29 protein-coding genes, 1 tRNA gene and 1 pseudogene are annotated in these 26,196 nt (G+C 71.8%); 15 read left to right on the forward strand and 16 right to left on the reverse strand.

Annotated features, from left to right (window positions below):
- Nucleotides 1-13: 13 nt before the first annotated feature.
- Genes AB0M59_RS41295 through AB0M59_RS41305 form a run of 3 tightly spaced genes read right to left on the reverse strand, consistent with a single transcriptional unit; the run spans nt 14 to nt 3,286 of the window.
- Entirely contained in the window at nt 14-385 is a 372-nt protein-coding gene (locus AB0M59_RS41295; RefSeq protein WP_364626791.1) for a DUF742 domain-containing protein, read from the reverse strand.
- Entirely contained in the window at nt 382-807 is a 426-nt protein-coding gene (locus tag AB0M59_RS41300; RefSeq protein ID WP_364387916.1) for a roadblock/LC7 domain-containing protein, read from the reverse strand. The genes AB0M59_RS41295 and AB0M59_RS41300 overlap by 4 nt, the downstream gene beginning before the upstream one ends.
- A 52-nt stretch (nt 808-859) precedes the next feature.
- A complete protein-coding gene (locus AB0M59_RS41305) occupies nt 860-3,286 on the reverse strand; it encodes a nitrate- and nitrite sensing domain-containing protein (RefSeq protein ID WP_364626793.1) in 2,427 nt (808 codons plus the stop codon).
- A 579-nt stretch (nt 3,287-3,865) separates the two neighbouring features.
- Between AB0M59_RS41305 and AB0M59_RS41310 the strand changes: the two genes are divergently transcribed.
- The 4 genes from AB0M59_RS41310 to AB0M59_RS41325 are packed head-to-tail and all read left to right on the forward strand — an operon-like array spanning nt 3,866 to nt 7,224.
- The gene (locus tag AB0M59_RS41310) at nt 3,866-5,260 is read left to right on the forward strand and encodes a fatty acid desaturase (protein WP_364626795.1); all 1,395 of its coding nucleotides are present in this window, start codon (nt 3,866-3,868) and stop codon (nt 5,258-5,260) included.
- A complete protein-coding gene (locus AB0M59_RS41315) occupies nt 5,260-5,448 on the forward strand; it encodes a ferredoxin (protein ID WP_364626797.1) in 189 nt (62 codons plus the stop codon). The genes AB0M59_RS41310 and AB0M59_RS41315 overlap by 1 nt, the downstream gene beginning before the upstream one ends.
- Entirely contained in the window at nt 5,445-6,596 is a 1,152-nt protein-coding gene (locus AB0M59_RS41320; protein ID WP_364626799.1) for an FAD-dependent oxidoreductase, read from the forward strand. The genes AB0M59_RS41315 and AB0M59_RS41320 overlap by 4 nt, the downstream gene beginning before the upstream one ends.
- A gap of 1 nt (nt 6,597) precedes the next feature.
- A complete protein-coding gene (locus tag AB0M59_RS41325) occupies nt 6,598-7,224 on the forward strand; it encodes a TetR family transcriptional regulator (protein ID WP_364626801.1) in 627 nt (208 codons plus the stop codon).
- A gap of 1 nt (nt 7,225) precedes the next feature.
- Here the strand turns inward: AB0M59_RS41325 and AB0M59_RS41330 are convergent, their stop codons facing one another.
- From AB0M59_RS41330 to AB0M59_RS41345, 4 genes are all read right to left on the reverse strand, one after another.
- Complete coding sequence (locus AB0M59_RS41330) at nt 7,226-8,053, reverse strand: haloalkane dehalogenase (protein WP_364626802.1); 828 nt, start codon at nt 8,051-8,053, stop codon at nt 7,226-7,228.
- A gap of 11 nt (nt 8,054-8,064) precedes the next feature.
- Nucleotides 8,065-8,502: a MarR family transcriptional regulator gene (locus tag AB0M59_RS41335; protein ID WP_364626804.1), complete on the reverse strand. Its 438-nt coding sequence runs from the start codon at nt 8,500-8,502 to the stop codon at nt 8,065-8,067.
- Nucleotides 8,503-8,567: 65 nt separating this feature from the next.
- The gene (locus tag AB0M59_RS41340) at nt 8,568-9,722 is read right to left on the reverse strand and encodes an aminotransferase class V-fold PLP-dependent enzyme (RefSeq protein WP_364626806.1); all 1,155 of its coding nucleotides are present in this window, start codon (nt 9,720-9,722) and stop codon (nt 8,568-8,570) included.
- Nucleotides 9,723-9,769: 47 nt separating this feature from the next.
- On the reverse strand, nt 9,770-10,141 hold the full coding sequence (locus tag AB0M59_RS41345; protein ID WP_364626808.1) for a DUF5997 family protein: 372 nt from the start codon (nt 10,139-10,141) through the stop codon (nt 9,770-9,772).
- 42 nt (nt 10,142-10,183) lie between these two features.
- On the opposite strand from AB0M59_RS41345, the gene AB0M59_RS41350 reads away from it, so the two are divergent.
- Nucleotides 10,184-10,903: a substrate-binding domain-containing protein gene (locus tag AB0M59_RS41350; RefSeq protein WP_364626810.1), complete on the forward strand. Its 720-nt coding sequence runs from the start codon at nt 10,184-10,186 to the stop codon at nt 10,901-10,903.
- A 15-nt stretch (nt 10,904-10,918) separates the two neighbouring features.
- On the opposite strand, the gene AB0M59_RS41355 is transcribed toward AB0M59_RS41350, so the two are convergent.
- Nucleotides 10,919-11,200, reverse strand: coding sequence for an isoamylase (locus tag AB0M59_RS41355; protein ID WP_364626812.1), 282 nt, complete (start codon nt 11,198-11,200; stop codon nt 10,919-10,921).
- Nucleotides 11,201-11,408: 208 nt separating this feature from the next.
- Here AB0M59_RS41355 and AB0M59_RS41360 point away from each other — a divergent pair, with 208 nt between their 5' ends.
- Nucleotides 11,409-11,924, forward strand: coding sequence for a hypothetical protein (locus AB0M59_RS41360; RefSeq protein ID WP_364626814.1), 516 nt, complete (start codon nt 11,409-11,411; stop codon nt 11,922-11,924).
- Between the two features lie 502 nt (nt 11,925-12,426).
- Here AB0M59_RS41360 and AB0M59_RS41365 read toward each other — a convergent pair.
- The gene (locus tag AB0M59_RS41365) at nt 12,427-13,431 is read right to left on the reverse strand and encodes a hypothetical protein (RefSeq protein WP_364626816.1); all 1,005 of its coding nucleotides are present in this window, start codon (nt 13,429-13,431) and stop codon (nt 12,427-12,429) included.
- A gap of 178 nt (nt 13,432-13,609) precedes the next feature.
- Here AB0M59_RS41365 and AB0M59_RS41370 point away from each other — a divergent pair, with 178 nt between their 5' ends.
- The 3 genes and pseudogenes from AB0M59_RS41370 to AB0M59_RS41380 all read left to right on the forward strand — a co-directional run.
- Nucleotides 13,610-14,578 carry a hypothetical protein gene (locus AB0M59_RS41370; RefSeq protein WP_364626817.1) on the forward strand — a complete coding sequence of 323 codons (969 nt, stop codon included), beginning with the start codon at nt 13,610-13,612 and terminating at the stop codon, nt 14,576-14,578.
- A gap of 47 nt (nt 14,579-14,625) precedes the next feature.
- Nucleotides 14,626-15,414, forward strand: a complete 789-nt coding sequence (locus AB0M59_RS41375; protein ID WP_364626819.1) for a metalloregulator ArsR/SmtB family transcription factor — start codon at nt 14,626-14,628, stop codon at nt 15,412-15,414.
- 14 nt (nt 15,415-15,428) lie between these two features.
- A pseudogene (locus tag AB0M59_RS41380) lies at nt 15,429-15,836 on the forward strand (dihydrofolate reductase family protein); the annotation flags it as partial.
- Nucleotides 15,837-15,933: 97 nt separating this feature from the next.
- On the opposite strand, the gene AB0M59_RS41385 reads toward AB0M59_RS41380, so the two are convergent.
- Nucleotides 15,934-16,007: transfer RNA gene (locus AB0M59_RS41385), tRNA-Ile, on the reverse strand.
- A gap of 163 nt (nt 16,008-16,170) precedes the next feature.
- Here AB0M59_RS41385 and AB0M59_RS41390 point away from each other — a divergent pair.
- Nucleotides 16,171-16,446: a hypothetical protein gene (locus AB0M59_RS41390; protein ID WP_364626820.1), complete on the forward strand. Its 276-nt coding sequence runs from the start codon at nt 16,171-16,173 to the stop codon at nt 16,444-16,446.
- A gap of 72 nt (nt 16,447-16,518) precedes the next feature.
- Here AB0M59_RS41390 and AB0M59_RS41395 read toward each other — a convergent pair whose 3' ends face one another.
- Both AB0M59_RS41395 and AB0M59_RS41400 read right to left on the reverse strand, forming a co-directional pair.
- The gene (locus AB0M59_RS41395; RefSeq protein WP_364626822.1) at nt 16,519-17,040 is read right to left on the reverse strand and encodes a dihydrofolate reductase family protein; all 522 of its coding nucleotides are present in this window, start codon (nt 17,038-17,040) and stop codon (nt 16,519-16,521) included.
- A 59-nt stretch (nt 17,041-17,099) separates the two neighbouring features.
- Entirely contained in the window at nt 17,100-18,074 is a 975-nt protein-coding gene (locus tag AB0M59_RS41400) for a bile acid:sodium symporter family protein (RefSeq protein WP_364626824.1), read from the reverse strand.
- A gap of 96 nt (nt 18,075-18,170) precedes the next feature.
- Here AB0M59_RS41400 and AB0M59_RS41405 point away from each other — a divergent pair, with 96 nt between their 5' ends.
- Nucleotides 18,171-19,004, forward strand: coding sequence for a LysR substrate-binding domain-containing protein (locus AB0M59_RS41405; RefSeq protein ID WP_364626826.1), 834 nt, complete (start codon nt 18,171-18,173; stop codon nt 19,002-19,004).
- Here the strand turns inward: AB0M59_RS41405 and AB0M59_RS41410 are convergent.
- Entirely contained in the window at nt 19,001-19,588 is a 588-nt protein-coding gene (locus AB0M59_RS41410) for a sigma-70 family RNA polymerase sigma factor (protein WP_364626907.1), read from the reverse strand. The genes AB0M59_RS41405 and AB0M59_RS41410 overlap by 4 nt on opposite strands.
- Nucleotides 19,589-19,743: 155 nt before the next feature.
- Entirely contained in the window at nt 19,744-20,232 is a 489-nt protein-coding gene (locus AB0M59_RS41415; RefSeq protein WP_364626828.1) for a sigma-70 family RNA polymerase sigma factor, read from the reverse strand.
- Between the two features lie 159 nt (nt 20,233-20,391).
- On the opposite strand from AB0M59_RS41415, the gene AB0M59_RS41420 reads away from it, so the two are divergent.
- Together AB0M59_RS41420 and AB0M59_RS41425 are read left to right on the forward strand one after the other, a co-directional pair.
- Entirely contained in the window at nt 20,392-21,024 is a 633-nt protein-coding gene (locus tag AB0M59_RS41420; protein WP_364626829.1) for an endonuclease, read from the forward strand.
- Between the two features lie 195 nt (nt 21,025-21,219).
- A complete protein-coding gene (locus AB0M59_RS41425) occupies nt 21,220-21,483 on the forward strand; it encodes a WhiB family transcriptional regulator (RefSeq protein WP_364626831.1) in 264 nt (87 codons plus the stop codon).
- A 213-nt stretch (nt 21,484-21,696) separates the two neighbouring features.
- Here the strand turns inward: AB0M59_RS41425 and AB0M59_RS41430 are convergent, their stop codons facing one another.
- The gene (locus tag AB0M59_RS41430; RefSeq protein ID WP_364626833.1) at nt 21,697-22,674 is read right to left on the reverse strand and encodes an RNA polymerase subunit sigma-70; all 978 of its coding nucleotides are present in this window, start codon (nt 22,672-22,674) and stop codon (nt 21,697-21,699) included.
- Nucleotides 22,675-22,850: 176 nt separating this feature from the next.
- Between AB0M59_RS41430 and AB0M59_RS41435 the strand changes: the two genes are divergently transcribed.
- Nucleotides 22,851-23,591 carry an SDR family NAD(P)-dependent oxidoreductase gene (locus tag AB0M59_RS41435; RefSeq protein WP_364626835.1) on the forward strand — a complete coding sequence of 247 codons (741 nt, stop codon included), beginning with the start codon at nt 22,851-22,853 and terminating at the stop codon, nt 23,589-23,591.
- A 197-nt stretch (nt 23,592-23,788) separates the two neighbouring features.
- Nucleotides 23,789-25,000, forward strand: a complete 1,212-nt coding sequence (locus tag AB0M59_RS41440) for an LCP family protein (RefSeq protein ID WP_364626837.1) — start codon at nt 23,789-23,791, stop codon at nt 24,998-25,000.
- Nucleotides 25,001-25,004: 4 nt separating this feature from the next.
- On the opposite strand, the gene AB0M59_RS41445 is transcribed toward AB0M59_RS41440, so the two are convergent.
- Nucleotides 25,005-26,195, reverse strand: coding sequence for an acyl-CoA dehydrogenase family protein (locus AB0M59_RS41445; protein ID WP_364626838.1), 1,191 nt, complete (start codon nt 26,193-26,195; stop codon nt 25,005-25,007).
- Nucleotide 26,196 lies beyond the last annotated feature (1 nt).

A 26,196-nucleotide genomic window follows, 5' to 3' on the forward strand; every position in this document is an offset into this window, starting at 1 on the left:
GGCCCCGGTCCCGTCAGTACTTGATGAGGCCATCGAGAACCGCCTGGAGAGTTTCGAGGTCCGGCGCCTGGGCCGGGTTGTGGGTGGGGGAGCGCGTGATCACGAGGCCGCGTTCGATCAGGTCGCCGACGAGCACGCGCACGACCCCCAGCGGGATCTTCACGTACACGGCGATCTCGGCGACCGAAACCGGGTGGCGGCACAGCTGCACGATCGCGTTGTGCTCCGGGCCCAGCCCGACCGGCTCCTGCTCGGAGCGCAGGGTCATCACCTGCGTGGACAGGTCGAGCCGCGACGCGTCGGACGGCGTCCGGCCGCTGGTGATCGTGTACGGCCGGACCAGTGGCCCGGCGGCCTCGTCGTACCAGCCTTCGTCGGTGCTCATGTGGCCTCCCGTAGGACGTTCGCCGCTTCACGCGGCGCGGACGCCATGTAGTCCCCGACCCGCTTGACCAGCCGGCTCATCTCGTAGGCGATCATCTCGACGTCGACGCTGTCCGCCGCCAGCACGGCGAGGCACGCGCCCTGCCCGGCCGCCGAGACGAACAGGTAGCCGCGCTCCATCTCGATCATGTTCTGCAGCACCGGGCCGCGGTTGAACTGCTTGCTCACCCCCTTGGCCAGGCTCTGCAGGCTGGAGGCGATGGCCGACAGCTGGTCGGAGTCGTCCTTGCTCATGCCGGCCGACTTGCCGATCAGCAGCCCGTCGGCGGACAGCACGATGGCGTTCTGCGCGCCGACCACGCGGTGGACCACGTCGTCGAGCAGCCAGTTGAGATCGGGTTTGGGGTTCCCGTACTCGTTCATGCGTCAGAGACCTTGACTTTCCTCTGTGGACTTTCGTGTGTGCTGTCGCGGACTACGCATCGTCGTCCGGCCCGCCCCGCCCCCGGCGTGTGCCCTTGTGGAACGCCGCGAGGGTGCGCGCGGTCCCCTCTCCGGGCGCGACGACGACGTCGCTGTCGTCGGGTTCGGTTTCGAGCTGGGCGACGAGGTTCTGCTGGGGTTCGCGCCGGGGCAGCCGGGGCCGGTCGTCGGCCGGCTTGGCCTGCCCGGCCGGTGCTTCGGCCGGTGCCGGTGCCGGTGCTGGGGCGGCCGGGGTGGCCGGCGGTGCGGCCGGCACGGCGGGCAGCGGGTCCGGCGGGGTGAGCGCGCGTGCCGGGTACGGCCTCGGCTTGGCCTCTCGCTTCATCGGGATCTGGCCGGTGAACGAGCTGGGCGTGTCCATGGAACCGAGTGAGCTTTCTGCTTCCTGCGGCGCGGGTGCGCCCACCGGGGCGAGGACCGCGGTGGTCTCCGCCGGGGAGGTGCCGGGCTCGCCCGGGAGGTCCTCCTGCTGGCCGGCCAGGTGCTGGGAGGGGATGAGCACGGTGGCCCGGAGACCGCCGTAGCGGGACGGGTCGAACGTGACCGTCATGCCGAGCTTCGCCGCCAGGCGCGCGACCACGAACAGGCCGAGGCTGGAGTCGGCCCGCAGGGCCATCGCGTCGAACTCGGGCGCCTCGGCCATCATCGAGTTCGCCCAGTCGCGGACGCCGTCCTTCATGCCGAGACCCTGGTCCGACACGTCGACGACGATCCCGCGCGCGACCGCGCGGCTGGTGACCTCGACCGGCGACCCGGGCGGCGAGAACGACGTCGCGTTGTCGACCAGCTCGGCGACGAGGTGGATCGTGTCGGCCACCGCGGCGCCGACGATCGCGACGTCGGGTACCTGCTCGACCTGGACCCGCGCGTACTGCTCGGTTTCCGAGACGGCCGCGCGCAGGACCTCCATCAGCGCCACCGGCTTGCGCCAGCGGCGGCCCGGCTGCTTGCCGCCGAGGATGATCAGGTTCTCGGTGGTGCGGCGGGCGCGGGCGGCGAGGTGGTCGAGCTGGAACAGCGAGGCCAGCTGCGTCGAGTTGTCCTCGCGGGCTTCCATCTCGTCGAGGATCTGCAGCTGCTGGTGGACCAGGACCTGGTTGCGGTGCGCGATGCCGAGGAACACGTTGTGCACGCCGCTGCGCGCTTTCGCTTCGCTCGCCGCGGCGTTGACCGCGGTCAGCTGGGCGGTGTTGAACGCCTCGGCCACCTGGCCGATCTCGTCGCGGCCGTGGTCGAGCTGCGGGAGCTCTTCCTTCAGGTCGACGGGTTCGCCGTTCTTCAGCCGCGCCACGATGTCCGGCAGGCGGTTGCGGGCGAGGTCGAGCGAGTCGTTGCGCAGCCGGGCGAGGCGCGTCATCAGGGTGCGGTCGACGAGCGAGCGGGACACCCGCACCGCGACGATGATCGCCACCAGCGACGCGAGCAGCGCCAGGATGCTGCCGATGATCACGTTGCGCAGCTGGGCGTCACCGGAGTCGATCGCGGCCGCGGAAACCTTGTCCGCCTGGGTGATGGCGAGGTCGTTGAGGGACTGGGCGACCTGGTTCGTCGCGTTCTGCCAGTCCGTTTCGGACACCGGCACGGTGTTCTGGTCGCCGGGGGCCCACGGGCCGTGCTTGACGATCGCCTCTTCGGCGGTCGCCAGCTGCTTCCAGGCCGCGCTGTCGGTCAGGGCCTGGTACCTGGTGCGCACGCCCGGGTCGAGGAACGGCGCGATCTGCGCCAGCTGGGTCCGGTAGAACCCGGACAGCTGGGCGAACTGGGCGAAGTCGTCGGGCGCGAACGTGCCGGCCGAGAACGCCGTCGACACCAGCGACGTCTCGCGCGACATCATGTCACCGGCGCGGAAGACCGAGGTCGCCGTGATGCCACCGGTCGCCGCTTCGGCGTCGGGCACGACACGGGCCTGGGTGTCGAAGAGGTTCGACGCCGCGTCCATCACGCCGTTGTAGTAGTTGTTGACCTGCGTGCGGTCGATGCTGCGGAAGCTGATCTGCGAGCGCAGCACGGGCAGCTGGTCGAACTGGGACTTCAGCGCGTTGACCTTGGCGGCGATCTCGTCGGGGGCGTTGGAGATCGTCGCGGCGAACGCGTCCTGCAGCGCGCCGAGCTTTTCGTCGGTGGCCCGCTGCTGCACCTGGAGCCGGCCCGGGCCGAGCGCCGGGTCGTCGAGGTACTGCAGCGCGGTCTGGCGTTCCTTCTGGAACTCGGCCAGCGCGGTGGCGGCGGGGATGGACACCTCGCGCACGGACGCCGCGACCAGCCGGACGTAAACGCCGTTGAAGAGGAAGTAGGAGGAGACCGCGATCCACAGCACCAGCAGGGTCACGCTGGGAATGAGAACGGTCCTGGTCAGCCTTTTGCGGATCGACTTGTCGTACGGCTTGTCCGACTCGTCCTGAGCGTCTTTGTTCTGCACGGCGGTTCACGAACTCCTGAGTGACGGTCGGCGAAAAACGGGGACCCGGACGAGGAAGCGGACACGACGATGGGACACAGCTGCCGCCGTCACCCGTCTTCGCCTCACCCTCCGTGTTGCCGCGGAATCGATCAGGGTCCGTTTTTTACCACGAACCACTCAGGAGCGGTGGTCCTGGCCCGGTCCGCGGACGGTTGTCCGGCAAGGCGCGAACGGCGTTTACCGAGTGCGTCCGGGCGGTTACCGGTATTTCCTCTGGTAACGGGCCCGAGCGGTATTTCGGGCTCTTGCACGCTGGGCCGAACGGGTGAAAGTGAATTCGCCCGACTCGGCGCGTCGCGGCTTCGCGGACTGGGAAAGAGCCGGCATCGGCATTGTCCTGACCGCTCCCTTCGGCGACCTGTCGGTGACGACAGAGCGTGCTGTGCGACGGAAGATGATCTTCGTCACGAGCGACCGGTCAGGGGTGTCCGCGGCCGGGTGCCGGGACCCTTCGGATCTTTACATTGAGCGAGCTGTTGTCAATCAAGCTCGACATCCTCTATCGTTCTGTAAACCCAGCCAACGGAGGAGGGTGTGATGAGCGGAGCAACGATCCCCGCCGGGTCGACCGAGCGGTGGCGCGACCGCAAGCGCTACCTGTGGCTCATCGGCCTGGTCGTGCCGTCCCTGGCGTTCCTCGCCATCGGCCTGCACGCGGCGACCGGCTGGGGCGGCTGGTTCTGGATCGGGCCCGTCGTGATCCTCGTGATCGTGCCGCTCATCGACCTCTTCGCCGGGCTGGACCGCAGCAACCCGCCCGACGACGTCCTCGAGCGGCTGGAGAAAGACCGCTACTACCGCTGGATCACCTTCGCGTTCCTGCCCGTGCAGTACCTCGGCTTCGCCGCCGCGTTCTGGCTGGTCGCCCGCGGCGATCTGAGCGTCGCCGACAAGATCGGGCTCGCCGTGTCGATCGGGTGCATCGGCGGGATCGGCATCAACACCGCGCACGAGCTGGGCCACAAGAAGGAGAGCCACGAGCGCTGGCTGTCGAAGATCGCGCTGGCGCAGAGCTTCTACGGCCACTTCTACATCGAGCACAACCGCGGTCACCACGTCCGCGTCGCCACTCCGGAAGACCCGGCGAGCAGCCGCGTCGGCGAAAGCTTCTACCGCTTCTGGCCGCGCACGGTCTTCGGCTCGCTGCGGTCGGCGTGGCGCCTGGAGCGCAAGCGCTACGCCCGCCGCGACAAGCACCCCTACCGCCTCGGCAACGACGTCCTCAACGCCTGGCTGATGTCGGCGATCCTCTGGGGTGCGATGATCGCGTGGCTCGGCGTGGGCGTCCTGCCGTACCTGGTGATCCAGGCCGTCGTCGGGTTCTCGCTGCTGGAGGTCGTCAACTACATGGAGCACTACGGCATGCTGCGCCGGCGGGTCGGCGCCCCGGGCAAGCGCCGCTACGAGCGCGTGGATCCCAGCCACAGCTGGAACTCCAACAACATCGCCACCAACGTCCTGCTCTACCACCTGCAGCGGCACAGCGACCACCACGCCAACCCGACGCGGCGCTACCAGACGTTGCGCGACTTCGCCGAGTCGCCGGTGCTGCCCACCGGGTACGCCGGGATGATCGTGCTCGCGCTCATCCCGCCGGTGTGGCGCCGGGTGATGGACCCGCGCGTGCTCGCCCACTTCGACGGCGATATTTCGCGCAGCAATATCGAGCCCGCCAAGCGCGAGAAGGTCCTCGCGCGGTACGGAACCCGCGTCACGGCCGAAACGCGGGAGGCGGCCGACACCCACGGCGACGCCACCGAGGGCGGCATGTGCCCGGGCTGCGGCTACGTCTACGACGAGAAGCTCGGCGATCCGCGCGAGGGTTTCCCGGCCGGCACGCCGTGGCCGGCGATCCCGGACTCGTGGTGCTGCCCCGACTGCGGCGTGCGCGAGAAGGTCGACTTCGTCGCGCCGGGCCGGGTGGGTGCGTGATGCGGATCGAAGCGGACCGCGGCAAGTGCGACGGCCTGGGCATGTGCGAGGCGATGGCGCCGGACTTCTTCGAGGTCGGCGACGACGGCACGGTCGTCGTGCTCGACGACCGCCCGGGCGAGGAACACCGGACGGACCTCGCCGCGGCGGTCGACTCCTGTCCCGTGCTGGCCCTGAAGCTGCTGTGACTCTCGTCGTCGTCGGTGCCTCCTTGGCGGGGCTGCGCGCCGTGGAGTCCGCGCGCCGTACCGGGTACCGCGGCCGGATCGTGCTCATCGGCGCCGAGGAGCACTTGCCGTACGACCGGCCGCCGCTGTCGAAGGCGTTCCTCGACGCGGACGGTCCGGGCGAGGTGACGCCGTTCCACTCCGAAACCGTGCTGCGGGACGAACTCGGCGTCGAACTGATGCTGGGCGCGCCCGCCGAGAGTCTCGACACCGGCGCGCGCGAAGTGACCGTCGCGGGGGCGCCCGTGCGCTACGACGCTCTCGTGATCGCCACCGGCGCGACGGCGCGCCGTCTCCCCGGGGCGCGCACGCTGCGTACGGCCGAAGACGCCGTCGCGGTGCGCGCGGCGCTGGACGACGGCGCCCGCACCGTCGTGATCGGTGCGGGGTTCATCGGCTCGGAAGTCGCGTCGGCGGCGCGCAAACGCGGCCTGCCGGTGACGATCGTGGAGGCCTCGGCCGTCCCGCTCGCCCGCGCCGTCGGGGAGGTGGCCGGGGCGGAGCTGGCCGGGCTGCACCGCGCGGCCGGCACCGAGCTGCGGCTCGCCACCGAGGTCACCGGCGTCGCGGACGGCGTCCGATTGTCCACCGGCGAGGTCCTGCCCGCGGACCTCGTGGTCGCCGGTATCGGCGCGGTGCCGGCCACCGGATGGCTCGAAGGCAGCGGGCTCACGCTGCACGAGCGCGACCGCGGCGTGGTGTGCGACGCGACGCTGTCCGCCGGACCGCCGGGCGTCTACGCGGCGGGCGACGTCGCGCACGTGGCGAACCCGCTGTTCGACGGCGAGCCGATGCGGCCGGAGCACTGGACGAACGCGGCCGAGCAGGGTGCGGCCGCCGCTCGCCACGCGCTCGACCCGGCGTCGGCGCGCGCCCTGGAAGCCGTGCCCTACTTCTGGTCCGACTGGTACGGCCACCGGATCCAGTTCGTCGGCACCCCGCGCGCCGACGAAGTGGTGTCCGCCGGCGGCGTGACGCTCTACCGCCGTGGCGACCGGATCGTCGGCGCGCTCACCGTCGACCGCCCGCGCGAGATCATGAAGTACCGTCGGCGGGTCGCGGCGCGGGCCGAGTGGGGAGAAGCGCTGGCCTTCGCGGGCGCGGCCTAGGATGGCGACCATGAGCGCCGCACTCCCGGCCCCCCTCGCAGGGGGTCAGCACCGGCGGCCGATCATCACCGCGGCGATCGAACTGACCGCGCGGTCGGGCTGGCCGTCGGTCACGATGGCGCGGCTGGCCGAGGTCGTCGGCGTGAGCCGCCAGACCGTCTACAACGAGATCGGGTCCAAGGCCGCGCTGGCCGAGGCGATGGTCGCGCACGAGCTCGACCGGTTCCTCACGGTCGTCGGCGCCGCCTTCGACCGGCACGAGGACGACCTGGTCGAGGCGATCTACGATGCCGTCCGCGCGGTCCTCGAGCTGGCCGACGACAACATCCTGCTGCGCGCGATCGCCTCCGCCACGCACGGCACCGCCCCCGAGCTGCTCCCGCTGCTGACCACTGACGCGGGCCTGCTGCTCACGCAGGCGAAGGCGATGCTGACCGCGCGCGTGGCCGCCTACGGGCCACCGTTCTCCGGCGAGCAGCTCGGCGTGCTGATCGACCTGGTCGTCCGCACGGTGCTCAGCCACGTCATGCAGCCGTCGGACACCCCGGCCCGCACCGCGGACGCGCTGGCGTGGGTCGCGGCCCGCGTCCTCGGCGTGGACGCGACCCCGCCGCTGCGGCACCGCTGACTCACCGGAGGCCGTGCCGGTCCAGCCACGCCGAGATCTCGGCGGCGATCTCCTTCGGCCGGTCTTCCTGGGCGTGGTGCCCGGCCTCCCCGCAGGCGACGACGTCGAGCGTGGCGATGTTCTTTTCGCACCACCGGGCCATCTCCGCGCTGATGGACAGCGTCGGGGAGCCCTCGAACGTCATCAGCAGCTTCGGCGTGCCGGTGCTGGTGGCCAGCCACTCGTCGTAGGCCTCGATGCGCGGGATCAGCTCGGCCGGTTCGCCGCCGAGCGGCATCTGCCTCGCCCACGCGAGGATCGGCCGGCGGCTCTCGGGTGTGGGGAACGGCGCGAGGTACGGTTCGAGGTCCGCCACCGGCGTGCGCACGCCGCCGGTGAACGCCTTGCGGACGAACAGGTCCTGCGCCAGCACCAGCTCTTCGCCGACGCCCGGCGTGCGGATCTGACGCGTCCGCTCGACCGCCTGCGGCGACAGGTCGTCCCAGGCCAGCGGCTTGACGATGGTTTCGAAGAACGCCACCCCGCGGACGCGGCCGGGGTGCCGGGTGGCGTGGTCGAACGCGAGCGCGCCGCCCCAGTCGTGGCCGACGAGGACGACGTCGTCCAGGCCGAGCGCGTCGAACCAGGCGTCGAGGTGGCGGGCGTGGTCGTCGAAGGAGTACGCGATGTCGGGCTTCGGGGACCGGCCCATGCCGATGAGGTCGGGCGCGAGCAGCCGGCCGCCGCCGACGTGGGGCAGGACGTTCCGCCAGCCGTGCGACGAGCCGGGGTTGCCGTGCAGGAAGACGATCGGGGTGCCGGAGCCGGATTCTTCGTGGTGCAGGTTCATGTTCTGTCCCTTCAGGGATCCAGTGGGGTGTCGAGGAGGAGGGTGAGCTCGCGGGCGAGGGCCGCGGTGCGGTCGCCGTCCCGGCCACCGAGCGGTGCGAGGAGCCGGTCGAGCAGCTCGGCCACGGTCGCGATCGCCGGCTCGACGACGGCACGCCCGCGGGTGGTGAGGCTCAGCCGGATGGTGCGGGCGTCGGCGGGGTCGCGGACGCGTTCGACGAGACCTTCGGTGTCGAGGGTGCGCGCGAGTTTCGAGACGTAGAGCGCTTCGAGCCCGGTGTGGTCGGCGAGTTCTCGCTGGCTCGGGCTCTCTCCGGCGCGCTCCAGGCCGAAGAGCGAGGACAGGAAGACGTACTGGGCGTGCGTCAGCCCGGCCGGCGCGAGGGCGCGGTCGACGGCCACCCGCCACTTCATCGACAGCCGCCAGACGAGGTGCCCCGGAGTGCTCATGCCGGATACAGTACATGGCTACTAATTACATGGCTACTATTCTGGTCCGGGCTGTGGCAGGCCGCTTAGGCCGAGAGTTCGCGGATGCGGTCCATGGCCGCGCGCACCTCGGTGAAGCCGGTGGTGAGCGGGCTCAGCCCGACGCGGATGCCGTCGGGACGGCGGAAGTCGATCAGCACGCCGTTTTCGATGAGCACCCGGGAAAGCCGTTCGGCGTCGGGGTGGCGCAGGGTGACGTGCCCGCCGCGGCGGGCGTCCTCGCGCGGCGACGCCACCGAGAAGCCGAGCGGGACGAGCCACGCGTCGGCCAGGTCGAGCACCCACCGCCCCAGCGCGACGGCCTTGGCCCGCACGCGCTCGACGCCGGCTTCGGCCAGCAGCGCGACGCCTTCCTGCACGCCGACCATGCCCAGCACCGGCGGGGTGCCGGACAGCGCGCGGCGGATGCCGGGCGCGGGCACGTAGTGCTCGGCCATGCCGAACGTGTCGGCCGCGCCCATCCAGCCGGTGATCGGCTGCCCGAACTCCGCGTGGTGGCGGGAGTTCACGTAGAGGAAAGCGGGCGCGCCGGGGCCGGCGTTGAGGAACTTGTACGTGCAGCCGACGGCGAAGTCGGCGCCGTCGGCGTCCAGCTCGACCGGGATCGAGCCGACGCTGTGGCAGAGGTCCCAGACGGCGAGCGCGCCGCGGTCGTGCACCAGCCGCGTGATCCCGGCGAGGTCGGCGATCGCGGCGGAGCGGTAGTCCACATGGGACAGAACCACGGCCGCGGTGCGTGGCCCGGTGACCGCCGCGACGTGCTCGGGGCGGACGTCGCCGGCTTCGATCCACCGCACCGTGTGGCCGAGTTCGGCGGCGACGCTCTCGACGAGGAACCGGTCGGTGGGGAAGTTGGCGGAGTCGGTGACGATCTCGTCGCGCCCAGGCCGGAGCGCGGCCGCCGCCCGGAGCGTCTTGTACAGGCAGACGGACGTCGAGTCGGCGACGATCGTCTGGCCGGGCGCGGCGCCGAGCGCGACGCGGCCCAGCTCGTCGCCGATCCGCTCGGGCAGCTCGAGCCAGCGCTCCTCCCAGGAGCGGATCAGCCGGGCGCCCCACTGCTCGGCGACGAGTTCCTGCAGCCGCTCGGCCGTCGCGCGCAGCGGACGGCCCAGCGAGTTCCCGTCGAGGTAGGCGACGACACCGGGGTCGGTGATCGGGACGAAGCGGTCCCGGAACACCGCCAGCTCGTCCCCGGCGTCGAGGCGCTTCGCCTCTTCGAGCGTGGTCAGTGGTCCTTCTCCTTGACCCGCACGGTTTCCTTGCGCACTTCGGCCTGGGTGGCGCGTTCCCGCACCAGCCAGTCGGGGTTCTCCGTCTTCAGCGCGTCGATCTGCTCGGTGGTGAGCGCGTCGGTGATCCCGCCGCGGGAGAGGCCGCCGATGGAGATGCCCAGCTTCGCCGCGACGACCGGCCGCGGGTGCGGGCCGGTGCGGCGCAGCTCGCGCAGCCACTCGGGCGGTTCGGCCTGCAGCGCGTTCAGCTCGTCGCGCGAGACGACGCCCTCCTGGAACTCCGGGGGCGTGGCTTCGAGGTACACACCCAGCTTCTTCGCCGCGGTCGCGGGCTTCATCGTCTGGGCGGTCTTGTGCGACGTCATGCCGTCCAGGGTAGCCAGCGCCCCGCCCGGTAGCCTGACCCGGTGACCTCGTTCCGTCTCGCGTACGTCCCCGGTGCGACGCCCGCCAAGTGGGTGCGGACGTGGGCCGAGCGGCAGCCGGGCGTGCCGCTGGAGCTGGTCCCGGTCGCCGCGGCCGACGCGACGGAGCTGCTCCGCTCGCGCGGTGCGGACGCGGCGCTGCTGCGCTCCCCGATCGACCGCGACGGCCTCCACGCGATCCCGCTCTACACCGAGACGACGGTGGTGCTGGTCCCGAAGGACCACCTGGTCGCGACCGCGGACGAAGTGTCCACAGCGGACTTGGCGGACGAGGTCGTGCTGCAGCCGCTGGACGACACGATCGAGTGGTCTTCGCTGCCGGGCCGGTCCGCCGTCTCCCGCCCGGAGACGACGGCGGACGCGATCGAGCTGGTGGCCGCGGGGGTGGGAGTGCTGGTGGTCCCGCAGTCCCTGGCCCGCCTGCACCACCGTCGCGACCTGACGTACCGGACGGTGACGGACGCGCCCCAGTCGAGCGTCGCGCTGTCGTGGCTCGAGGACGAGACGACGGACCTGATGGAGACGTTCATCGGGATCGTGCGCGGGCGCACGGTCAACAGCACGCGCGGCCGCCAGCCGGCGGCGCCGGAGGAGAAGAAGCGCCCGGAACGCAAGCCCGCACCGGCGAGGTCGGCCGGGAAGCAGCCGGTCCGGCGAGGCGGCGGTGCGCCGAAGCGCGGGAAGCCGCGCCGCAAGTCCTGACCGGCGCCGCGCCGGTCAGTTCGTCGCGTAGACGCAGTTGCCGTCGACCCGGTCCGGCAGGTCGGGGTCGTCGAACCAGAAGCCGTCCTCGCCGAGGTACCGGAACTCGAGCACCGTCCCCGGCGGCACCTCCACCGAAGCCGACCGGCGGCCGTTGGAGCGCGTGGTGAGGTGGTGGCGGCCGGGCGTCCAGTCGTTGAACGTGCCCACCACGCTGACGCGCCCGGGCGGGGCCCCGGCCGGGAGGCTGAACGTCACTCGCTGGGTGCCGGCCCGGCTCTTGCTGGTCTTGATCACGCTGCGACGGCCTTTCGGAGAAGGAGAACGAAGGGGGCGTGCTCGGCACTGAGCGCCGACATGATGACACACCAGTGACCGTCCGGTCACCCGCAGTGCCCGAAGGAATTACCCAGCCGCTCAACGGTTCGCCACCGACCGGGTGGTCCTGCCGCGAACCATGATCATCTTGCTGCCGGACGTGCATTCCGGTGCGAGACTGTGTGCCGTGACCGTCGCCGCCGATCGTCAAGTCAAGGACACGTGTGCCTGGCTCAGCGCCGTCACCCTCGAACTCGCCGGCGTTCACCCCGCCGACACCCGAGGGGTGCTCATGACGGTGTGGGACGGGCTGGTCGCCGCTCGGATCGCCGGGCTGCATGCCGCCGCGGCTTCACCCCGCTGGCGGGCCCGGCAGTGCCACGCCGAAGCGGTCGAGTTCGACCTCGCCGTCCAGCTGGCCCGCACTTGCACCGCCGGCCCCGGCCTGGCCATCCCGGCCGGGCTGCCGGGAGCCGCGGTCGTCTGGCCCGTGGAGCGGGCCGACGCCGCCGTCGCCGCGATCATCTCCTACTGCGCCACCGCCGAAACGATGCTGCGCCGGGCCGGCGAGCTCACCCCGGTGTGGGAGGACAGCCTGCTCGGGCCGGTCCTGCTGACCCGGTGGCTCGCCGACTCCTGGGCGGGCCGCCACACCGGCTGCCCGCTGCGGCTCCCGGCGCCCCCGCCGGCGTGGTGGCGCTGACGCCGTCCGTCAGGGGAAGGCTGGGCCGGCCGAACCCGGCGCCGGGCGAAAGGAGGCCGGGGTGGCCGCATCAGCTGTCCCGCCCATGAGACTTCCGCACGAGACCCGGACGGCCGTGCACGCGGTACTGCTGGCGGAGCTGGTGTCCGCGGGAACGCGGGCGCGGGTCGCGGGCTGCCCGCCGGAAGTGCTGTTCGACGTCCTGGACGCGCGGTTGCGCTCGGCGGCCGAGGAGGGCCGGGGCGATCGCGACGTTCCGGATGCGGGGCTGGGTTCGGCGGCCGGGGACGGCTGTCGGTGGCCGGGTTGTGCCGGCGATGTCCTGGACGCGCCGCCGTGGTCAGCGGCCAAGGAGGGCCGGGGCGATCGCGACGTTCCGGGTGCGCGGTGGTGCTCGTCGGCCGGGGACGGCTGCCGGAAGCCGGGCTCCGCCGGTCGGCATGCCCGGTGCGCGCCGCCATGCTCGCCGGCCAGTGGCCCGATCCTGGGCGCGCCGTCGCGGTCAGCGGCCGAGGACGGCCAGGACCGTCGCCACCATCCGGTCGAGCCTGGCCTCGTCGGCGAGAGCGGTGGCTAGCCAGTCGTCGCGGGTGGATCCGTTGTGCGGCAAGCGGTCGAGCGCGCTCGCGCCGGATCCGAACACGCGCCGGACCACCGCGGCGACCGCCGTCGCGGGGTTCTCGCCGCGGTCCAGCCGGGCCTCGATCGTGCGCAGCGCCTCCTCGGCGCGGGCAGCGAGCCGGGCGTCGTCGGCCTCGTCCGGCCCGACCAGCCGCAGCGGGGCGGGCTCGGCCGCGCGGTCCGCGGGCATCGGCGCGACCGGCGCCCGCTTGTGCCCGAGCGGGCGTTCGACGTGCTCGGCGTGCCACTTCGGCCGGGTGCGCATGGCGGCCAGGACCGTCCGCACCTCGTGGTCGAGCGTGTCGCGGCCGGCCGGCGGCGCCCCGGTGACCTCGGCGCGGCGCGCGGCCCAGCCGTCCAGCGGCCACAGCTCGGCGCCCGCCGTCGCCGGCACCCCGGCCCACACCAGGATCTGGAGGGCGAGGTCGCACAGCCACGGGTCGTCGCCGAGGGCTTCGCCCAGCCAGGCCGGCAGGCGAGGTCGTTGCAGGGCCCCGATCTCGCCGCGCCGCCGCCGGTGCGCGTCGACCGTCGCCGGGCTCAGCCGGGTCGCCAGCCAGCCGTCGAAGTTGCCGATCGGGTCCGTCGCGCGCCGCAAAGCGTGCTCCACCACGGCTTCGACGTCGTCGTGGAAGCGGTCGAGGCAGTCGGGACGCAGCCATTCGAGCCCCCGCGCGCAGTCCGGGTGCCGGCGCTGCCGTTCCAGGGGCTTGGTGATCCGGGCGAAGACCAGCGGCCAGGCGACGGCGTACACCGCGCCGCGCAGGCGGGCGAGGTCGCCGGGCGGGGCGGCCGAAGCGGAGCCCGCGAGCCGGCCGTCGCGGGCCAGCCTGCGGACACCGGCGACGTCCGCCGGCCCGATGGGCGCGTGCGTGGTGTCGAGCAACCCGTCCTCCCCGATGTCGTCGACCGGAAAATGGTCGGTCAGCCGGGGAACGGGAAAAGGCCGTCGCCTGGCCGAATCACGCCGGAACTGGCCAGCCACTGGCCATTCCGGAATCACCTGATCGGCGCAGCCCGCACCGCCGATCGCGTGGAAGTCCGCGTGCCACAATCGAAATCTCATGGCATACGAGGACGGGTTGCTCCGCGAACTCACGATTTTGCGCCGCGGCTGGGGATTGGAAACCGAACGGCTGCGGGCCCGGCTCGGGCCGCTCGTTTCCGGCTGGTGCGAAATCCACCGGACGGCGAACGACCGCGAAGCGCGGCGGGTGCTGCGCGACGCCATTTCCACCGCGGTCGCCGAGTTCCCGGCGGACGACCAGCTCGCGGTCAACGTCGCGCTGGGCATCGCCCCGGGCGCGCAGCACGCGTTGCTCAGCGACCGCGTCGGGGTCCTCGCCGACCGGTTGCGGGTGTCCGAACGCACGGCCCGCCGCCGGATCGACCGCTCGTTCGCGCGCCTGGCCGCCGAAATCGAGGCCGGTCTGCGGCCCGGCGACGGCGTGCCCGACGACCCCGACCAGGGCTGGTTCGTCAAGCGGTTCCGGGCCATCGTGCGGCTGGACACCGCCGAGCCGGAGCTGATCGAAGAACGGCAGATCGTGGCGACCCGCGACGGGCTGAGCCGGATCTCCGCGCAGTTCACCGTGCCCCGCGTCGACGGCGGCGACGGCGAACGGCTGGTGGCCGCCGACGCCCAGCACGGCGTCCGGATCACCGACGCCCAGCGGGTGGGGCAGCGCCACTTCCGCTGGCTGCTCGACCTCCCGCGGCCCCTGGCGCGCGGGGACACCCACACCTACGCCCTGGTGATCCGGATCCGGGACGGCCTGCCCATCCGGCCGTCGTACGTGTTCGTGCCGCTGGTGACGTGCGAGTCGTTCACCGTGCGGGTCCGGTTCGACCCCCACCGGCTGCCGTGGACGGTGTGGCGGCTGGACCGGGTCCCACCCTCGGTGCTCGGCGACCCGGCCAAGCCGGGCCCGGCGCTGCCCCTCGACGGCGCGTGCGAAGTGGCGCAGGAGTTCGGCGCCCCGCAGCTGGGCTACGCCTACGGGTTGCGCTGGGTGGCCCAGGAAAGTCCCTGAGTGATATTCCTTGACATGAATATTCTGGCATGTGAATACTTGGCCGCATGGACGGGGACGGGATCGCGGCAGCACTGGCGGACGCGGCGCGGTGGCGCATCGTCGAACTGCTCGCCGAGCGTCCCCGATCGGTCGGGGAGCTGGCCGAGCTGACCGGTCTGCGGCAGCCGCAGACCACCAAGCATCTCCAGACCCTCGCCCGCGCCGGGCTGGTCACCGTGTTCCCGCTCGGGCAGCGCCGCGTCTACGCCCTCGACGCCGAGCCGCTGGCGGCCTTCGCGGGTCGGCTCACGGAGCTGGCGAAGGCGACCGAAGCGCACGAAGGCGAGCGGGACGTCGTCGCGCGGTATCGCGCGGCCATCGAAGAAGACACCGCGGCCGCGGACCGGGACGAGTGGGCGGACGGGCGGGAGTTCGCGTTCGAGCGCCTGCTGGCCGTGCCTCGGGAGGTCGTCTGGCAGCACTGGACCGACCCGGAGCTGCTGGCGTCGTGGTGGGTGCCGCCGTCGATGACGGTCACCGCCTGCGTCCTCGAGCCGCGGCCGGGCGGGCACGCCGTGCTCGCCTACCGCGACGCCGAGGGCGAATACCACTCCGAAGGGTGGGTCCGCCTCGCGACGGAGCCCGGACGGCTCGCCTTCGACCTCGCTGTCACCGGCGAAGCGTCCTTCACCGGCCACTACGACCTCGAGCTCGCGCCGGTGCCCGGCGGCACCCGGTTGCGGCTCGGGCTGCGCATCACCGCGACGACGGTCGGGGCGGTCCCCGCCATCGCCGGCATCGAAACCGGCTGGGACCAGGTGCTCGACCACCTCACCGACGTACTCACCCCTTGAAAGGACTGACCACCATGACCGATTCGACCGGCCGCAGAGTCACCGCGAACCTGAGTCTGACGCTCGACGGGCGCTACCACGGCCCCGGCGGGCCCGGCGACATGGGCGCGATCGTCTCGTACGCGACGACCGAAGTCGCGCGGCGCCACCTGACGCGGATCTGGGAGAGCGCGACGACGGCGGTGCTCGGCCGTCTCAACGCCGAGGGATTCCTGGGTTTCTGGCCGACGGTCGCCGCCGACGAGAACGCCGACCCGCGCGACCGCGGTTACGCGAAGTGGCTGGTGGACGCGGAAAAGGTGGTCTTCTCGACGACCTTGACCGAGGCGCAATGGGAGCGCACCCGCGTGGTGAACGCCCCGGCGGCGGACGTCGTCGCGGACCTGAAATCCACCGGATCGGGTGACATCCTGGTCAACAGCATTAGCATGGCCCGCCAGGAAACCGGTGAGCCGGGGAGTCGGCGGTCTACGAGCGCGTGCGCTGACGTCCTTTGTGGACAGCGGCGGGACAGCGTCGTGGGGCGGGCGGGGCTCGAACCCGCGGCCAAGGGATTATGAGTCCCCTGCTCTAACCAACTGAGCTACCGCCCCCGGGATTTGCATTCGCACAGAAGACTCAGTTCGCTTCAAGTTATCACAGCGGCCATCCGGGGAGATCCGGTAGGCCAAACAGGTTGAAGTGGCCACCGACCGGCCCAGCCTCGTCTAGGTTGCAAGGGCGTCACCGCTGAACGGAACGGCGGGAAGGTGGGCGATGGTCACGGCACCGCGAGCCACACCGCACCCCCCGCACGCGCTCCGGCTGGCGCTGCTGGACGCAGTCACCGCCGGGGCGGGCCTGGGCTACCTGGCGCACCAGTACCGGGAGGCGCTCGTGGCGAACCTCGCGGCCATCGGCCTGGCCCTCCTGTTCGCGGTGGCACTGGGATTCGTGGTGCGCGCGGCGGCGCGGGTCCTGCGGCGCGCGAACCGGCGCGTGGACGCGATTTTCGCCGAAGAACTGCGGAAGCCGTCGCCGCGGCCGCGGTGAGAGTGCGGATTCCGCTCAGGTTCCGCCGCTCCGCCGGTATGCCTTTAGCTGTACACAATGGACGGTGACTGCTCACCCCACCCGGTACCAGAAGTTGCCGATCGGCCCGGCAACGCTCAGCTCCAAGGGCTCCAGCCGCACCCGCGCGCCGCCGGGGTGGTCGAACAGCCGGACGCCGTCGCCGAGCAGGATCGGCGCGACGTGCACCAGCACTTCGTCCAGCAACCCGGCTTCCAGGCAACGCCGGGCCGTCGTGGCGCCCAGTATCGCTACGTACCCGTCGCCGGCCGCCGAGGACGCCGCCGCCACCGCTTTGCCCAAGTCGTCGACCAGGGTGAAGCCCGGCGACGGCGGGGCGTCGCGGGTCACCACGAAGATCGGGCCCTCCCAGCGGCCGCCGTAGACCTTGCCCTCCGCCGTCGTCGCCGGCGCGTACGTGTTGTGCCCCATCACGATCGCCCCGATCCCGCCGATCACCCGCTCGACGACCGGGTTCGGCCCGGCGTGCAGGCCGGCGAGCCACGTCATGTCGTCGGCGGGGCCGGCGACGAAACCGTCGAGGGACATCGTGATGTGGTAGAGGACCTTGGCCATGGTGGCGCCTTCCGTAGGAGTCACCAGTACCGACCGGGAGCGGCCGGAAAACTCATCGGTCAGGCCGGGACGAGCTCCGGAACCGAAGAAGTGGCGTACCGGCGGGCCAGCGTCGCGCACACGATCAGCTGGATCTGGTGGAACAGCATCAGCGGCAGCACGATCAGCCCCACCTGCGCGTGCCCGAACAGGACCGTCGCCATCGGCAACCCGCTCGCCAGGCTCTTCTTCGACCCGCAGAACACGATCGTGATCCGGTCGGCGCGGGCGAAGCCCAGCAGGCGGGCGCTCCAGCTCGTCGCGCCCAGGACCGCCGCGAGCAGCACACAGCAGATGCCGAGCAGCACGAGCAGGTGACCCGCGTCGAGCCGGTGCCAGATGCCCTCGACCATGCCCGCGCTGAACGCCGTGTAGACGACCAGCAGGATCGACCCGCGGTCGAACAGCTTGAGCGGCGCCGAATTCCGCGTGATCCACTCGCCGATCCAGCGCCGTGCGAGCTGTCCCGCGACGAACGGCGCCAGCAGCTGCAGCACGATCCCGAGCACGGCCGAACCGTCGACCCCGGCGCCGTCTCCCGACAGCAGCAGCGCCACCAGCAGCGGCGTGAGCACGATCCCGGCCAGGTTGGACAGCGACGCGCTGCAGATCGCCGCCGCGACGTTGCCGCGGGCGATGGAGGTGAACGCGATCGACGACTGCACGGTCGAGGGCAGCACGGCCAGGAACAGCACGCCGGCGGCGAGCTGGGCGGGCAGCACGGACGGCGGCAGCAGGAACAGTGCCAGGCCGAGCAGCGGGAACAGGACGAACGTCGCGGCCAGTACGAGCGCGTGCAGCCGCCAGTGCCGCAGTCCGTCCAGGGCCTCCTGGGTGGACAACCGGGCGCCGTACAGGAAGAACAGCAGCCCGACGGCGATCGTGGTGGCGGTGCTGAAACCACCCGCTACGACGCCGGAAGCGGGCAGCAGCGTGGCGGCCCCGACGGTGGCGAGGATGGCGACGACGAACGGGTCGAGGCGAAACCGGGACATGGGTCTCCTTTCGCAGTAATTCTCGACGACGGCGCGCTCATTGTGAACCCCGATGACCGGACTGACTGTCATCGCGGATCGCGATAAAGTAACCGCGTGCTGGACCCGCGCCTGTGCCGTTCGTTCCTCGCCGTCGCCGAGACGCGCAGCTTCACCGCGGCCGCGCGGCGGCTGGGGGTCGGCCAGCCGACGATCAGCCAGCACGTCCGGCGCCTGGAGCGCGACTCGGGTGGGCTGCTCTTCGCCCGGGACACCCACACCGTCGAGCTCACTGCGCGCGGACAGGCGATGCTGGGGTTCGCGCAGACGATCGTCGACACCGAAGAGCGGGCCGAGCGGCACTTCCGCGGCGCCGAACTGCGTGGCCGCGTGCGCTTCGGCGTCTCGGAGGACTTCGCGCTCGGCGAGCTGCCGGAGATCCTGCACCGGCTGCGGCGCAGCCATCCGCTGGTCGACGTCGAGCTGACAGTCGAGCTGTCGGACGTCCTCGCGCAGCGGCTGCGCGCCGGTCAGCTGGACCTGGTGCTGGGCAAGCGCCGCCCGGGCACCCACCACGGCCGGCTGCTCTGGCGGGAGCCCCTGGTCTGGATCGGCTCGGCGGCGACGGTGCTGGAACCCGGCCAGCCGGTGCCGCTGGTGCAGTACCCGATGCCGTCGATCACGCGGCAGCTCGCGGTGGAGTGCCTCGAACGCGCCGGGCTGGAGTGGCGGGCGGCGTGCCAGACGTCGAGCCTCACCGGCCTGCGCGCCGCGGCGGCGGCCGGGCTCGGCGTCACCCTGCACGCGCGCAGCCTGGTGCCCGGCGACCTCGTCGAGCTCGACGGCCTGCCCCAGCCCGGTGACATCGAGTTCATGCTGCTGGCCCGCGAATCGAGCGAAGGGCCGGCTGCCGCGCTGGAGGAGTTCATCCTCGACCGTGTGCGGCGCTAGTCTTCGTCACCGGTCAGGAGTCTTCGGAGCCGCGCCAGCGCGCGGTGCTGGGCGACGCGGACGGCGCCGGGCGTCGAGCCCACCGCCGAGGCCGTCTCCTCCGCCGACAGCCCGACGACCACCCGCAGCACGACGATCTCCCGCTGCTTCGCCGGCAGCACGTCCAGCAGCCGCGCCAGCCGTTCGTTCAGCTCGAACCGCAGGGCGCGCTGCTCCGGTCCGTCCGCTTCGGACACCCCGTCGGGCACCTCCGGGACCGGGTCGGAACGGTTGCGGGCCGCGGCGCGGTGCGCGTCGGCGACCTTGTGCTGGGCGATGCCGTAGACGAACGCGAGGAACGGGCGGCCCTGGTCGCGGTAGGACGGCAGCGCGGTCAGCACCGCCACGCAGACCTCCTGGGCGACGTCGTCGGCGGAGGCGAACGAGCGCTCGTGCCGGCCGACGCGGGCCCGGCAGTAGCGCACCACCAGCGGCCGGATGGTGGCGAGCAGGCGGGCGGTCGCGTCGTGGTCGCCGGCGATCGCGTCGGCGACCGGCTCGTCGTGCCGCCGCCAGTGCGAGGGGAACGCTTCGGGGGGCTTCACCGCGGCTATCTCTCGGACGAGGGCGCGGCTGCGCACCCGGAGCAGGGCGCCCTCCACGTCGAGGCCGGCGCGCAGCGAGTCGTGCAGCGCGGCGTTGGACTCCCGCAGCAACTCGGTGATCGCGGGGTCCCCGTACTCGGTTGCCGGCATGGTGCTCACCCTTCCCTGTCCCGCTGGTCGCCGGGCGATGCGGCCCGGTGGCGCCTGAGGCGTTCCCGCACGTGGCGGAGGTTGGAGCGGACGGTCGCGGGCGCGATGCGCAGCGCCGTCGCGATCTGCGTGGGCGTGAAGCCGTCGAGGGACCAGGCGAGGACCAGCCGCTGCTGCCCGGGCAGGGAGGCGAGCAGGTCGATGAGCCCCGCGTGCTGGTCGACCAGGGCGGCCAGTTTCTCGTCGTCCGCCGCGTCCTCCGCTTGCGTCCAGTCCGTGCGCGCGTCGCCGGCCGCGTCGAGCAGCCGCCCGGCGACGCGGCGGACCCAGGCCCGCGGGTCTTCGAGGGTCGGCCACGCCTCGAGCGCGTGCAGCATCGCCTCGGCGGCGATGTCGCGGGCCAGCTCGGCCTCGAACCCGGCTTTGCACAGGAACGCCACGAGCTGGGGGAAGTCGGCGCGGAAGAACGCGTCGAAATCGTCGTCACCCCACACGGACCCCTCACCACCCCTCGCCTCCACTGGAACAAGTGCGCTGAGGTGACCGCTACGTGTAACGATTCGATCAAGACTACTCGGTAGGAGTAATGGTCTGCTCCGGATCGGTGACGACCGGTGACGAATGGGCGCGGGCATCTCGGGTACCCGAACCTGATGACCCAGCGAGACACGATCCAGCGCCTGCTCCGGGAGGCCGGCCCGACCTATGCCGCCGAGGCCGGGATCAAGCTCGCCGACCAGCCGGCGCCGCTGTACCGGTTGCTGGTGCTGTCGGTGCTGCTCTCGACCCGGATCAAGGCGGCCATCGCCGTCGACGCGGCGCGGGAGCTCAAGGCGGCGGGGATGGGCACGGCCCGGGCGATGGCCGACGCGACCTGGCAGAAGCGGGTGGACGCGCTCGGCCGCGCGCACTACAAGCGCTACGACGAACAGACGGCGACCGCGCTCGGCGAGGGAGCGCAGTACCTCCTCGACGAGTACAACGGCGACCTGAGACATGTGCGCGAGGCCGCGAACGGCGAATTCCGGACACTGGCCGGACTGCTGACGAAGGTGCCGAGACTCGGACCCGTCGGGGCGGAGATCTTCACCCGCGAGGTGCAGCTGGTGTGGCCGGAGTTTCGCCCGCACCTCGACCGGAAAGCCTTGCAGGGTGCGGAAAAACTCGGGCTGCCGACGCAGCCGGCGCGGCTCGCGAAGCTCGTCGGGCCGGACGAGCTGGCGCACCTCGCGGCGGCCCTCGTGCGGGTCACGTTGGAGCGCGGTCTCGCCGATCGGGTGACGTGATCGACATCGAGATCCCGGGAAGGAAGGCGTACTCTCGTGTGTTGCAGTCTTGGTTGCCCGGAGGGTGAGCCGGGGACCGAAGCCAAAACCCCCTTGACCCACGCGGATACGCTCGCGCGTCCGTCGCGGTCAAGTCGGTTGACGCGCCAAGACAATGGGAAACAGTAGAGAAGCAGAGGGAGGTGAACGAAGGAAATGGAAGCCACGATGACGGGCTGGGCGGAACTCGCGGCCTGCAAGGACGAGGACCCGGAACTGTTCTTCCCGATCTCCGCGACAGGCCCCGGCGCCCGGCAGACGGCGCAGGCCAAGGCCGTGTGCGCGCGCTGCCCGGTGCGCGCCGAATGCCTCGGCTACGCGCTCGACAACGGCCTGGACCACGGTGTTTTCGGCGGGACCACCGCCGAGGACCGACGCCGGTTGACGCGTACCGCGCCGCAGCGGCACCGAGCAGCTTGACCCGCCGCCCGGTGACCTCTTCCCGGCGGCCAGGAAGCCGAACACCGAAATCGGAAGAATTTCTTTCCGGGTGGTGTGCGCCCGGGCGGGTGATTCCCCGTGAATCACCCGCCCGGGCTTTTTCACGCCCTGCGCGGTGAGCGACGCACTACCGAATGCACGCACCGGTCCTCGGTGCGCGGTGCCGGTCGCGGCCATCCGAGGCCATCGTGCTCACTCGTCGTGCCACGTCTCCGGAAGCCCCCACGCCGCCGCCGGGACGGACTCGAAGGCGGCCAGGTCCGTGATCAGCCCGTGCTCGATCGTCAGCAGGGACACCCCGAACCAGCGGTAGTCGTCTTCGCCCGGGCGCCGGAGCCAGGTCGCCACCGCGGGCTGGCGGTTGGCGCGCGTCGGGCGCATCCGGAAGCGGCCGACGCAGTGCGGCGACGCGGGGTCGAGCGACAGCGACAACGCCCGGACGATCGCCGCGGCGTTGCCGAACCAGAGCTCGTACGGCGGCATGACGGCGCGGGCCTCCGCGTGCAGCAACCGGGCGACCGCTTGGGGGTCGCCCGCCTCGTACGCGGCGATGAACTGCTTGAGCAGCGCGGTTTCCCGGTCCGTCGGGTCGCCGGCCGTCCACTCGGCACGGCGCGCGGGCAGTCGCTCACGCAGCGTCGCGCGCGCTCGCTGCAGGGCGCTGTTCGCCGACGCGACGCTCGTCTCCAGCAGGTCCGCGGTCTCCTTGGCCGACCAGCCGAGGACGTCCCGCAGGACGAGCGCCGCCCGCTGCCGCGGCGGCAGGTACTGGACGGCCGCGAGGTAGGCGAGCTCGATGGTCTCCCGCTCGACGACGACGGCATCCGGCCCGGCCTCGTCCAGCAGCCGGTCGGGAAAGGGCTCGAGCCACGGCAGATCGGCGGCGGCGATGGGGCCGTCGGGCTCCCCGGCGGGCCCGAGCTGGTCGGGCAGCACCCGCCGCGGCCGCCGGGCGAGGACGTCGAGGCAGGCGTTGGTCGCGATCCGGTACAGCCAGGTCCGCACGCTCGCCCGGCCTTCGAACCGGTCACGGGCCTTCCAGGCGCGCAGGAAGGTCTCCTGGGCGAGGTCTTCGGCATCGCTCAGCGAGCCGAGCATCCGGTAGCAGTGCACCTGGATCTCCCGCCGATGCCGTGCGACGACCGTCTCGAAATCCGGAGCGTGGCCCACCCGGGCACGCTAGCGCACGCGGGCGGCGAGGGTCAGGTTCCGCGGCGGCCACTCCCGGACGTCGCGAATGACTCATTCGCGGCTCCGGAGGTCCCGAATGAGTCATTCGCGACGTTCGCCGGAAGGGAGCGGCGGGTGCCCGCACCTCGGCCACCATCGGCTGCGAGACTGCCTCCGTGAGCGGAACGGTGCTGGTGCTGGGCGGACGCAGCGAGATCGGACTGGCCGTGGCGGAACGCCTGGCCGGCGACCACCGGCGGTTCGTGCTGGCCGCCCGTCCGGGCGCGGACCTGACCGCCGCCACGACCCAACTGCGCGAAGCCGGCGCCGAAACCGTCGAGACGGCCGAGTTCGACGCCGACGACCTCGCCGCCCACGGTCCCTTCCTCGAGAAGGTCGCCGCCGAGCACGGACCCCTGGACGTCGTCGTGCTCGCCTTCGGCATCCTCGGCGACCAAGCCCGCGCCGAAGAAGACGCCGCCCACGCCGCCGCGATCGTGCACACCGACTACGTCGCCCAGGTCGGCGTGCTCACCCACGCCGCGAACCTGCTGCGCGCCCAAGGCCACGGCAGCCTCGTCGTGTTCTCGTCCGTCGCCGGGGTGCGCGTGCGGCGCGCCAACTACGTCTACGGCTCGGCGAAAGCCGGCCTCGACGGCTTTGCGAGCGGCCTCGCCGACGCGTTACACGGCTCCGGCGTCCACCTCCTGCTCGTCCGCCCCGGCTTCGTCATCGGACGGATGACCGAGGGCATGAGCCCGGCGCCGTTCTCGAGCACGCCGGACCAGGTCGCCGACGCGACCGTCGCCGCGCTGCGCAAGCGTCGCGGGGTCGTCTGGGTGCCCGGCGTACTCCGTCCGGTCTTCTTCGGAATGCGCTTGCTGCCGCGTGCGGTCTGGCGGCGGATGCCGCGCTAGTGTGGCCACGCCCACAGCACGTTTTCGTGTGCGCGCCGGTACTTTCCGTCGCGAAATCGGCCGATCGGCTCGAATCAGCTCGGCCGATCGGGCAGCGTCACAGCATTTCGACAACTTTCTCAGCTGATTCCCAGCTAACCCGGTGATCCTCGAAGGCGGGGTCGGAGGTTCACCACAGGGAAGCAAGGGGAAGTGTCGTGCTGCTGTCGTCCCGGGGGCGTCGCATCGGCGTGCGGGTCGCGCTCGGCGTCGTGTCGGCGCTGGTGCTCGGCGCCACCGGGTACGCCTGGTCGCAGCTGAGCAAGCTGGACCACGGCCTCGTCACCGCCAACGTCATCTCGCCGTCGGGGCAGGTCGAGGACGAAGACACCATCCCCGGCGAACCGCTCAAAGTCGCGCAAAACGTCCTGCTCGTCGGGATCGACGCGCGCACCGACACGTACGGCAACCCGTTGCCGCAGAACGTGCTCGACGCCCTCCACGCCGGCAGCGGTGACGACGGCGGCGACACCACCGACACGATGATCGTGGTCCACATCCCGGCGGGCGGCGCCGCGGCGACGGCGATCTCGATCCCGCGCGATTCCTATGTGGACATCGCGGGCGGGTACGGCAAGCACAAGATCAACTCGGCGTACAGCCGCGGCAAGAACGCCTCGATGTCCGGGCTGCGCGCCCAGGGCCTGTCCGGCGCGCAGCTGGAGGTGGCGGCGAACGAGGCCGGCGCGAAGACCGCGATCCAGACGATCGAGAAGTTCACCGGGCTGACGATCAACCACTACGCGGCCATCAACCTCGCCGGTTTCGACGCTCTGTCGCAGGCCGTCGGCGGCGTCGAGGTCTGTCTCAAGGCGCCGGTGCACGACAGCTACTCCGGCGCGGACTTCGCGGCCGGCCCGCAGACGCTGTCCGGGGCGCAGGCGCTCGCGTTCGTCCGGCAGCGCCACGGCCTGACCAACGGCGACCTCGACCGGATCGCGCGGCAGCAGGCGTTCCTGTCCGGGATGGCGAAGAAAGTACTGAGCGCGGGCACGTTCACCAGCGTGTCGAAGCTCTCCGCGTTGGTCGACGCGGTGCAGGGGTCCGTGGTGCTGGACCAGGGCTGGGACGTGCTGAGCTTCGCGCAGCAGCTGCGGGGGATGAGCTCGGGGGCGATCGCGTTCGCCACGATCCCGGTGCAGAGCCTGTCGCTGGCGACGCCCTCGGACGGCGACGCGGTGAAGGTCGACCCGGCGCAGGTCCAGCAGTTCGTGCGCACGGCGATCAGCACGCCCGCGGTCCAGGCCTCGGGCGACGACACCGCCGGCGGCGTCAAGCCGGTGGCGGCGACCACCACGCGGACGCCGTCGGCGGTGTCGTCGGACACGAAGCAGCCGGCGACCACTACGGCCGCCGGCTGCGTGAACTGAGTGCTCAGACGAACGCGGACTGTCCGGTGATCGCCTTCCCGACGATCAGCGTGTTCATCTCGCGCGTGCCTTCGAACGAGTAGATCGCTTCGGCGTCGGCGAAGAACCGCGCGACGTCGTAGCCGAGCACGATCCCGTTGCCGCCGAAGATCTCCCGGCTCCAGGCGACGACCTCGCGCATCCGCGACGTCACGAACGCCTTCGCCAGCGACGACTGCTCGTCCTTGAAGATGCCCGCGTCCTGCAGCCGGGCGAGCTGCGCGAGCATGCCCCACGACGTGGTGATGTTGCCGAGGCTCTTCACGAGCAGGTCCTGCACCAGCTGGAACCGCGCGATCGGGCGGCCGAACTGCTTGCGCTCCTGCGAGTAGGCCAGCGCGGCCTCGTAGGCGCCGATCATCACGCCCAGCGCCTGCCACGCGACGCCGCCGCGGGTGGCGCGCAGGATCTCCGCGACGTCCCGGAAGCCGTTGATGCCCTGCAGGCGGTTCGCCTCCGGCACGCGGACGCCGGTCAGGGTGATCTCGGCGTTCTCGACGATCCGGAACGCGGTCTTGCCCTGGATCTTCTCCGGCACGAAGCCCGGCGTGCCCTTCTCGACGACGAACCCCTTGACGTGGTTGTCGTCGACGTCCCGCGCCCACACCACGACGTAGTCGGCGAAGGTCGCGTTGCCGATCCACTTCTTGGCACCGTCGAGGATCCAGGTGTCACCGTCGCGCTTGGCGACCGTGCGCATGCCACCGGCCACATCGGACCCGCCGAGCGGCTCGGTCATCGCGAACGCGCCGATCTTGTCCATCGCGGCCATCTCGGGGAGCCAGCGGTCGCGCTGTTCCTGGTTGCCACCGCTGTAGATGGAGTACATTGCGAGTCCGTTGTGGACACCGAAGAACGTCGCCACGGACGCGTCGGTGCGACTCATCTCCATCGCCATCATGCCGGTGAGCAGGTGGCTGACGGCGGGCTTGTGCTCGCCGTAGCCCTCGTAGGGCAGGCCGGCGAGACCGCTTTCGCGGAACATCCCGATCAGTTCCTTCGGGAAGGTGCCCGCTTCCCAGTTTTCGTTCACCAGCGGCTTGACGTCGGTGGTCATGAACTCGCGGGCCTTGACGAGCAGCTTGCGCTCGTCGTCGGGGAGCAGCGCCTCGAAGTCGTAGAAGTCGGCGGTCAGCTTGTCCTTGAGCGGTTCCATG

The organism is Amycolatopsis sp. NPDC051371 (genome assembly GCF_040682155.1).
GTDB lineage: Bacteria > Actinomycetota > Actinomycetes > Mycobacteriales > Pseudonocardiaceae > Amycolatopsis.

Coding starts and splice junctions, on each gene's coding strand:
- AB0M59_RS41335 (WP_364626804.1), bottom strand. CDS start 8,502: ATGAGCACTCCGGGGCACCTCGTCTGGCGGCTGTCGATGAAGTGGCGG.
- AB0M59_RS41420 (WP_364626829.1), top strand. CDS start 20,392: ATGACCCAGCGAGACACGATCCAGCGCCTGCTCCGGGAGGCCGGCCCG.
- AB0M59_RS41325 (WP_364626801.1), top strand. CDS start 6,598: ATGGCGACCATGAGCGCCGCACTCCCGGCCCCCCTCGCAGGGGGTCAG.
- AB0M59_RS41310 (WP_364626795.1), top strand. CDS start 3,866: ATGAGCGGAGCAACGATCCCCGCCGGGTCGACCGAGCGGTGGCGCGAC.
- AB0M59_RS41425 (WP_364626831.1), top strand. CDS start 21,220: ATGGAAGCCACGATGACGGGCTGGGCGGAACTCGCGGCCTGCAAGGAC.
- AB0M59_RS41390 (WP_364626820.1), top strand. CDS start 16,171: ATGGTCACGGCACCGCGAGCCACACCGCACCCCCCGCACGCGCTCCGG.
- AB0M59_RS41345 (WP_364626808.1), bottom strand. CDS start 10,141: ATGACGTCGCACAAGACCGCCCAGACGATGAAGCCCGCGACCGCGGCG.
- AB0M59_RS41395 (WP_364626822.1), bottom strand. CDS start 17,040: ATGGCCAAGGTCCTCTACCACATCACGATGTCCCTCGACGGTTTCGTC.
- AB0M59_RS41295 (WP_364626791.1), bottom strand. CDS start 385: ATGAGCACCGACGAAGGCTGGTACGACGAGGCCGCCGGGCCACTGGTC.
- AB0M59_RS41370 (WP_364626817.1), top strand. CDS start 13,610: ATGGCATACGAGGACGGGTTGCTCCGCGAACTCACGATTTTGCGCCGC.
- AB0M59_RS41315 (WP_364626797.1), top strand. CDS start 5,260: ATGCGGATCGAAGCGGACCGCGGCAAGTGCGACGGCCTGGGCATGTGC.
- AB0M59_RS41400 (WP_364626824.1), bottom strand. CDS start 18,074: ATGTCCCGGTTTCGCCTCGACCCGTTCGTCGTCGCCATCCTCGCCACC.
- AB0M59_RS41300 (WP_364387916.1), bottom strand. CDS start 807: ATGAACGAGTACGGGAACCCCAAACCCGATCTCAACTGGCTGCTCGAC.
- AB0M59_RS41445 (WP_364626838.1), bottom strand. CDS start 26,195: ATGGAACCGCTCAAGGACAAGCTGACCGCCGACTTCTACGACTTCGAG.
- AB0M59_RS41375 (WP_364626819.1), top strand. CDS start 14,626: ATGGACGGGGACGGGATCGCGGCAGCACTGGCGGACGCGGCGCGGTGG.
- AB0M59_RS41330 (WP_364626802.1), bottom strand. CDS start 8,053: ATGAACCTGCACCACGAAGAATCCGGCTCCGGCACCCCGATCGTCTTC.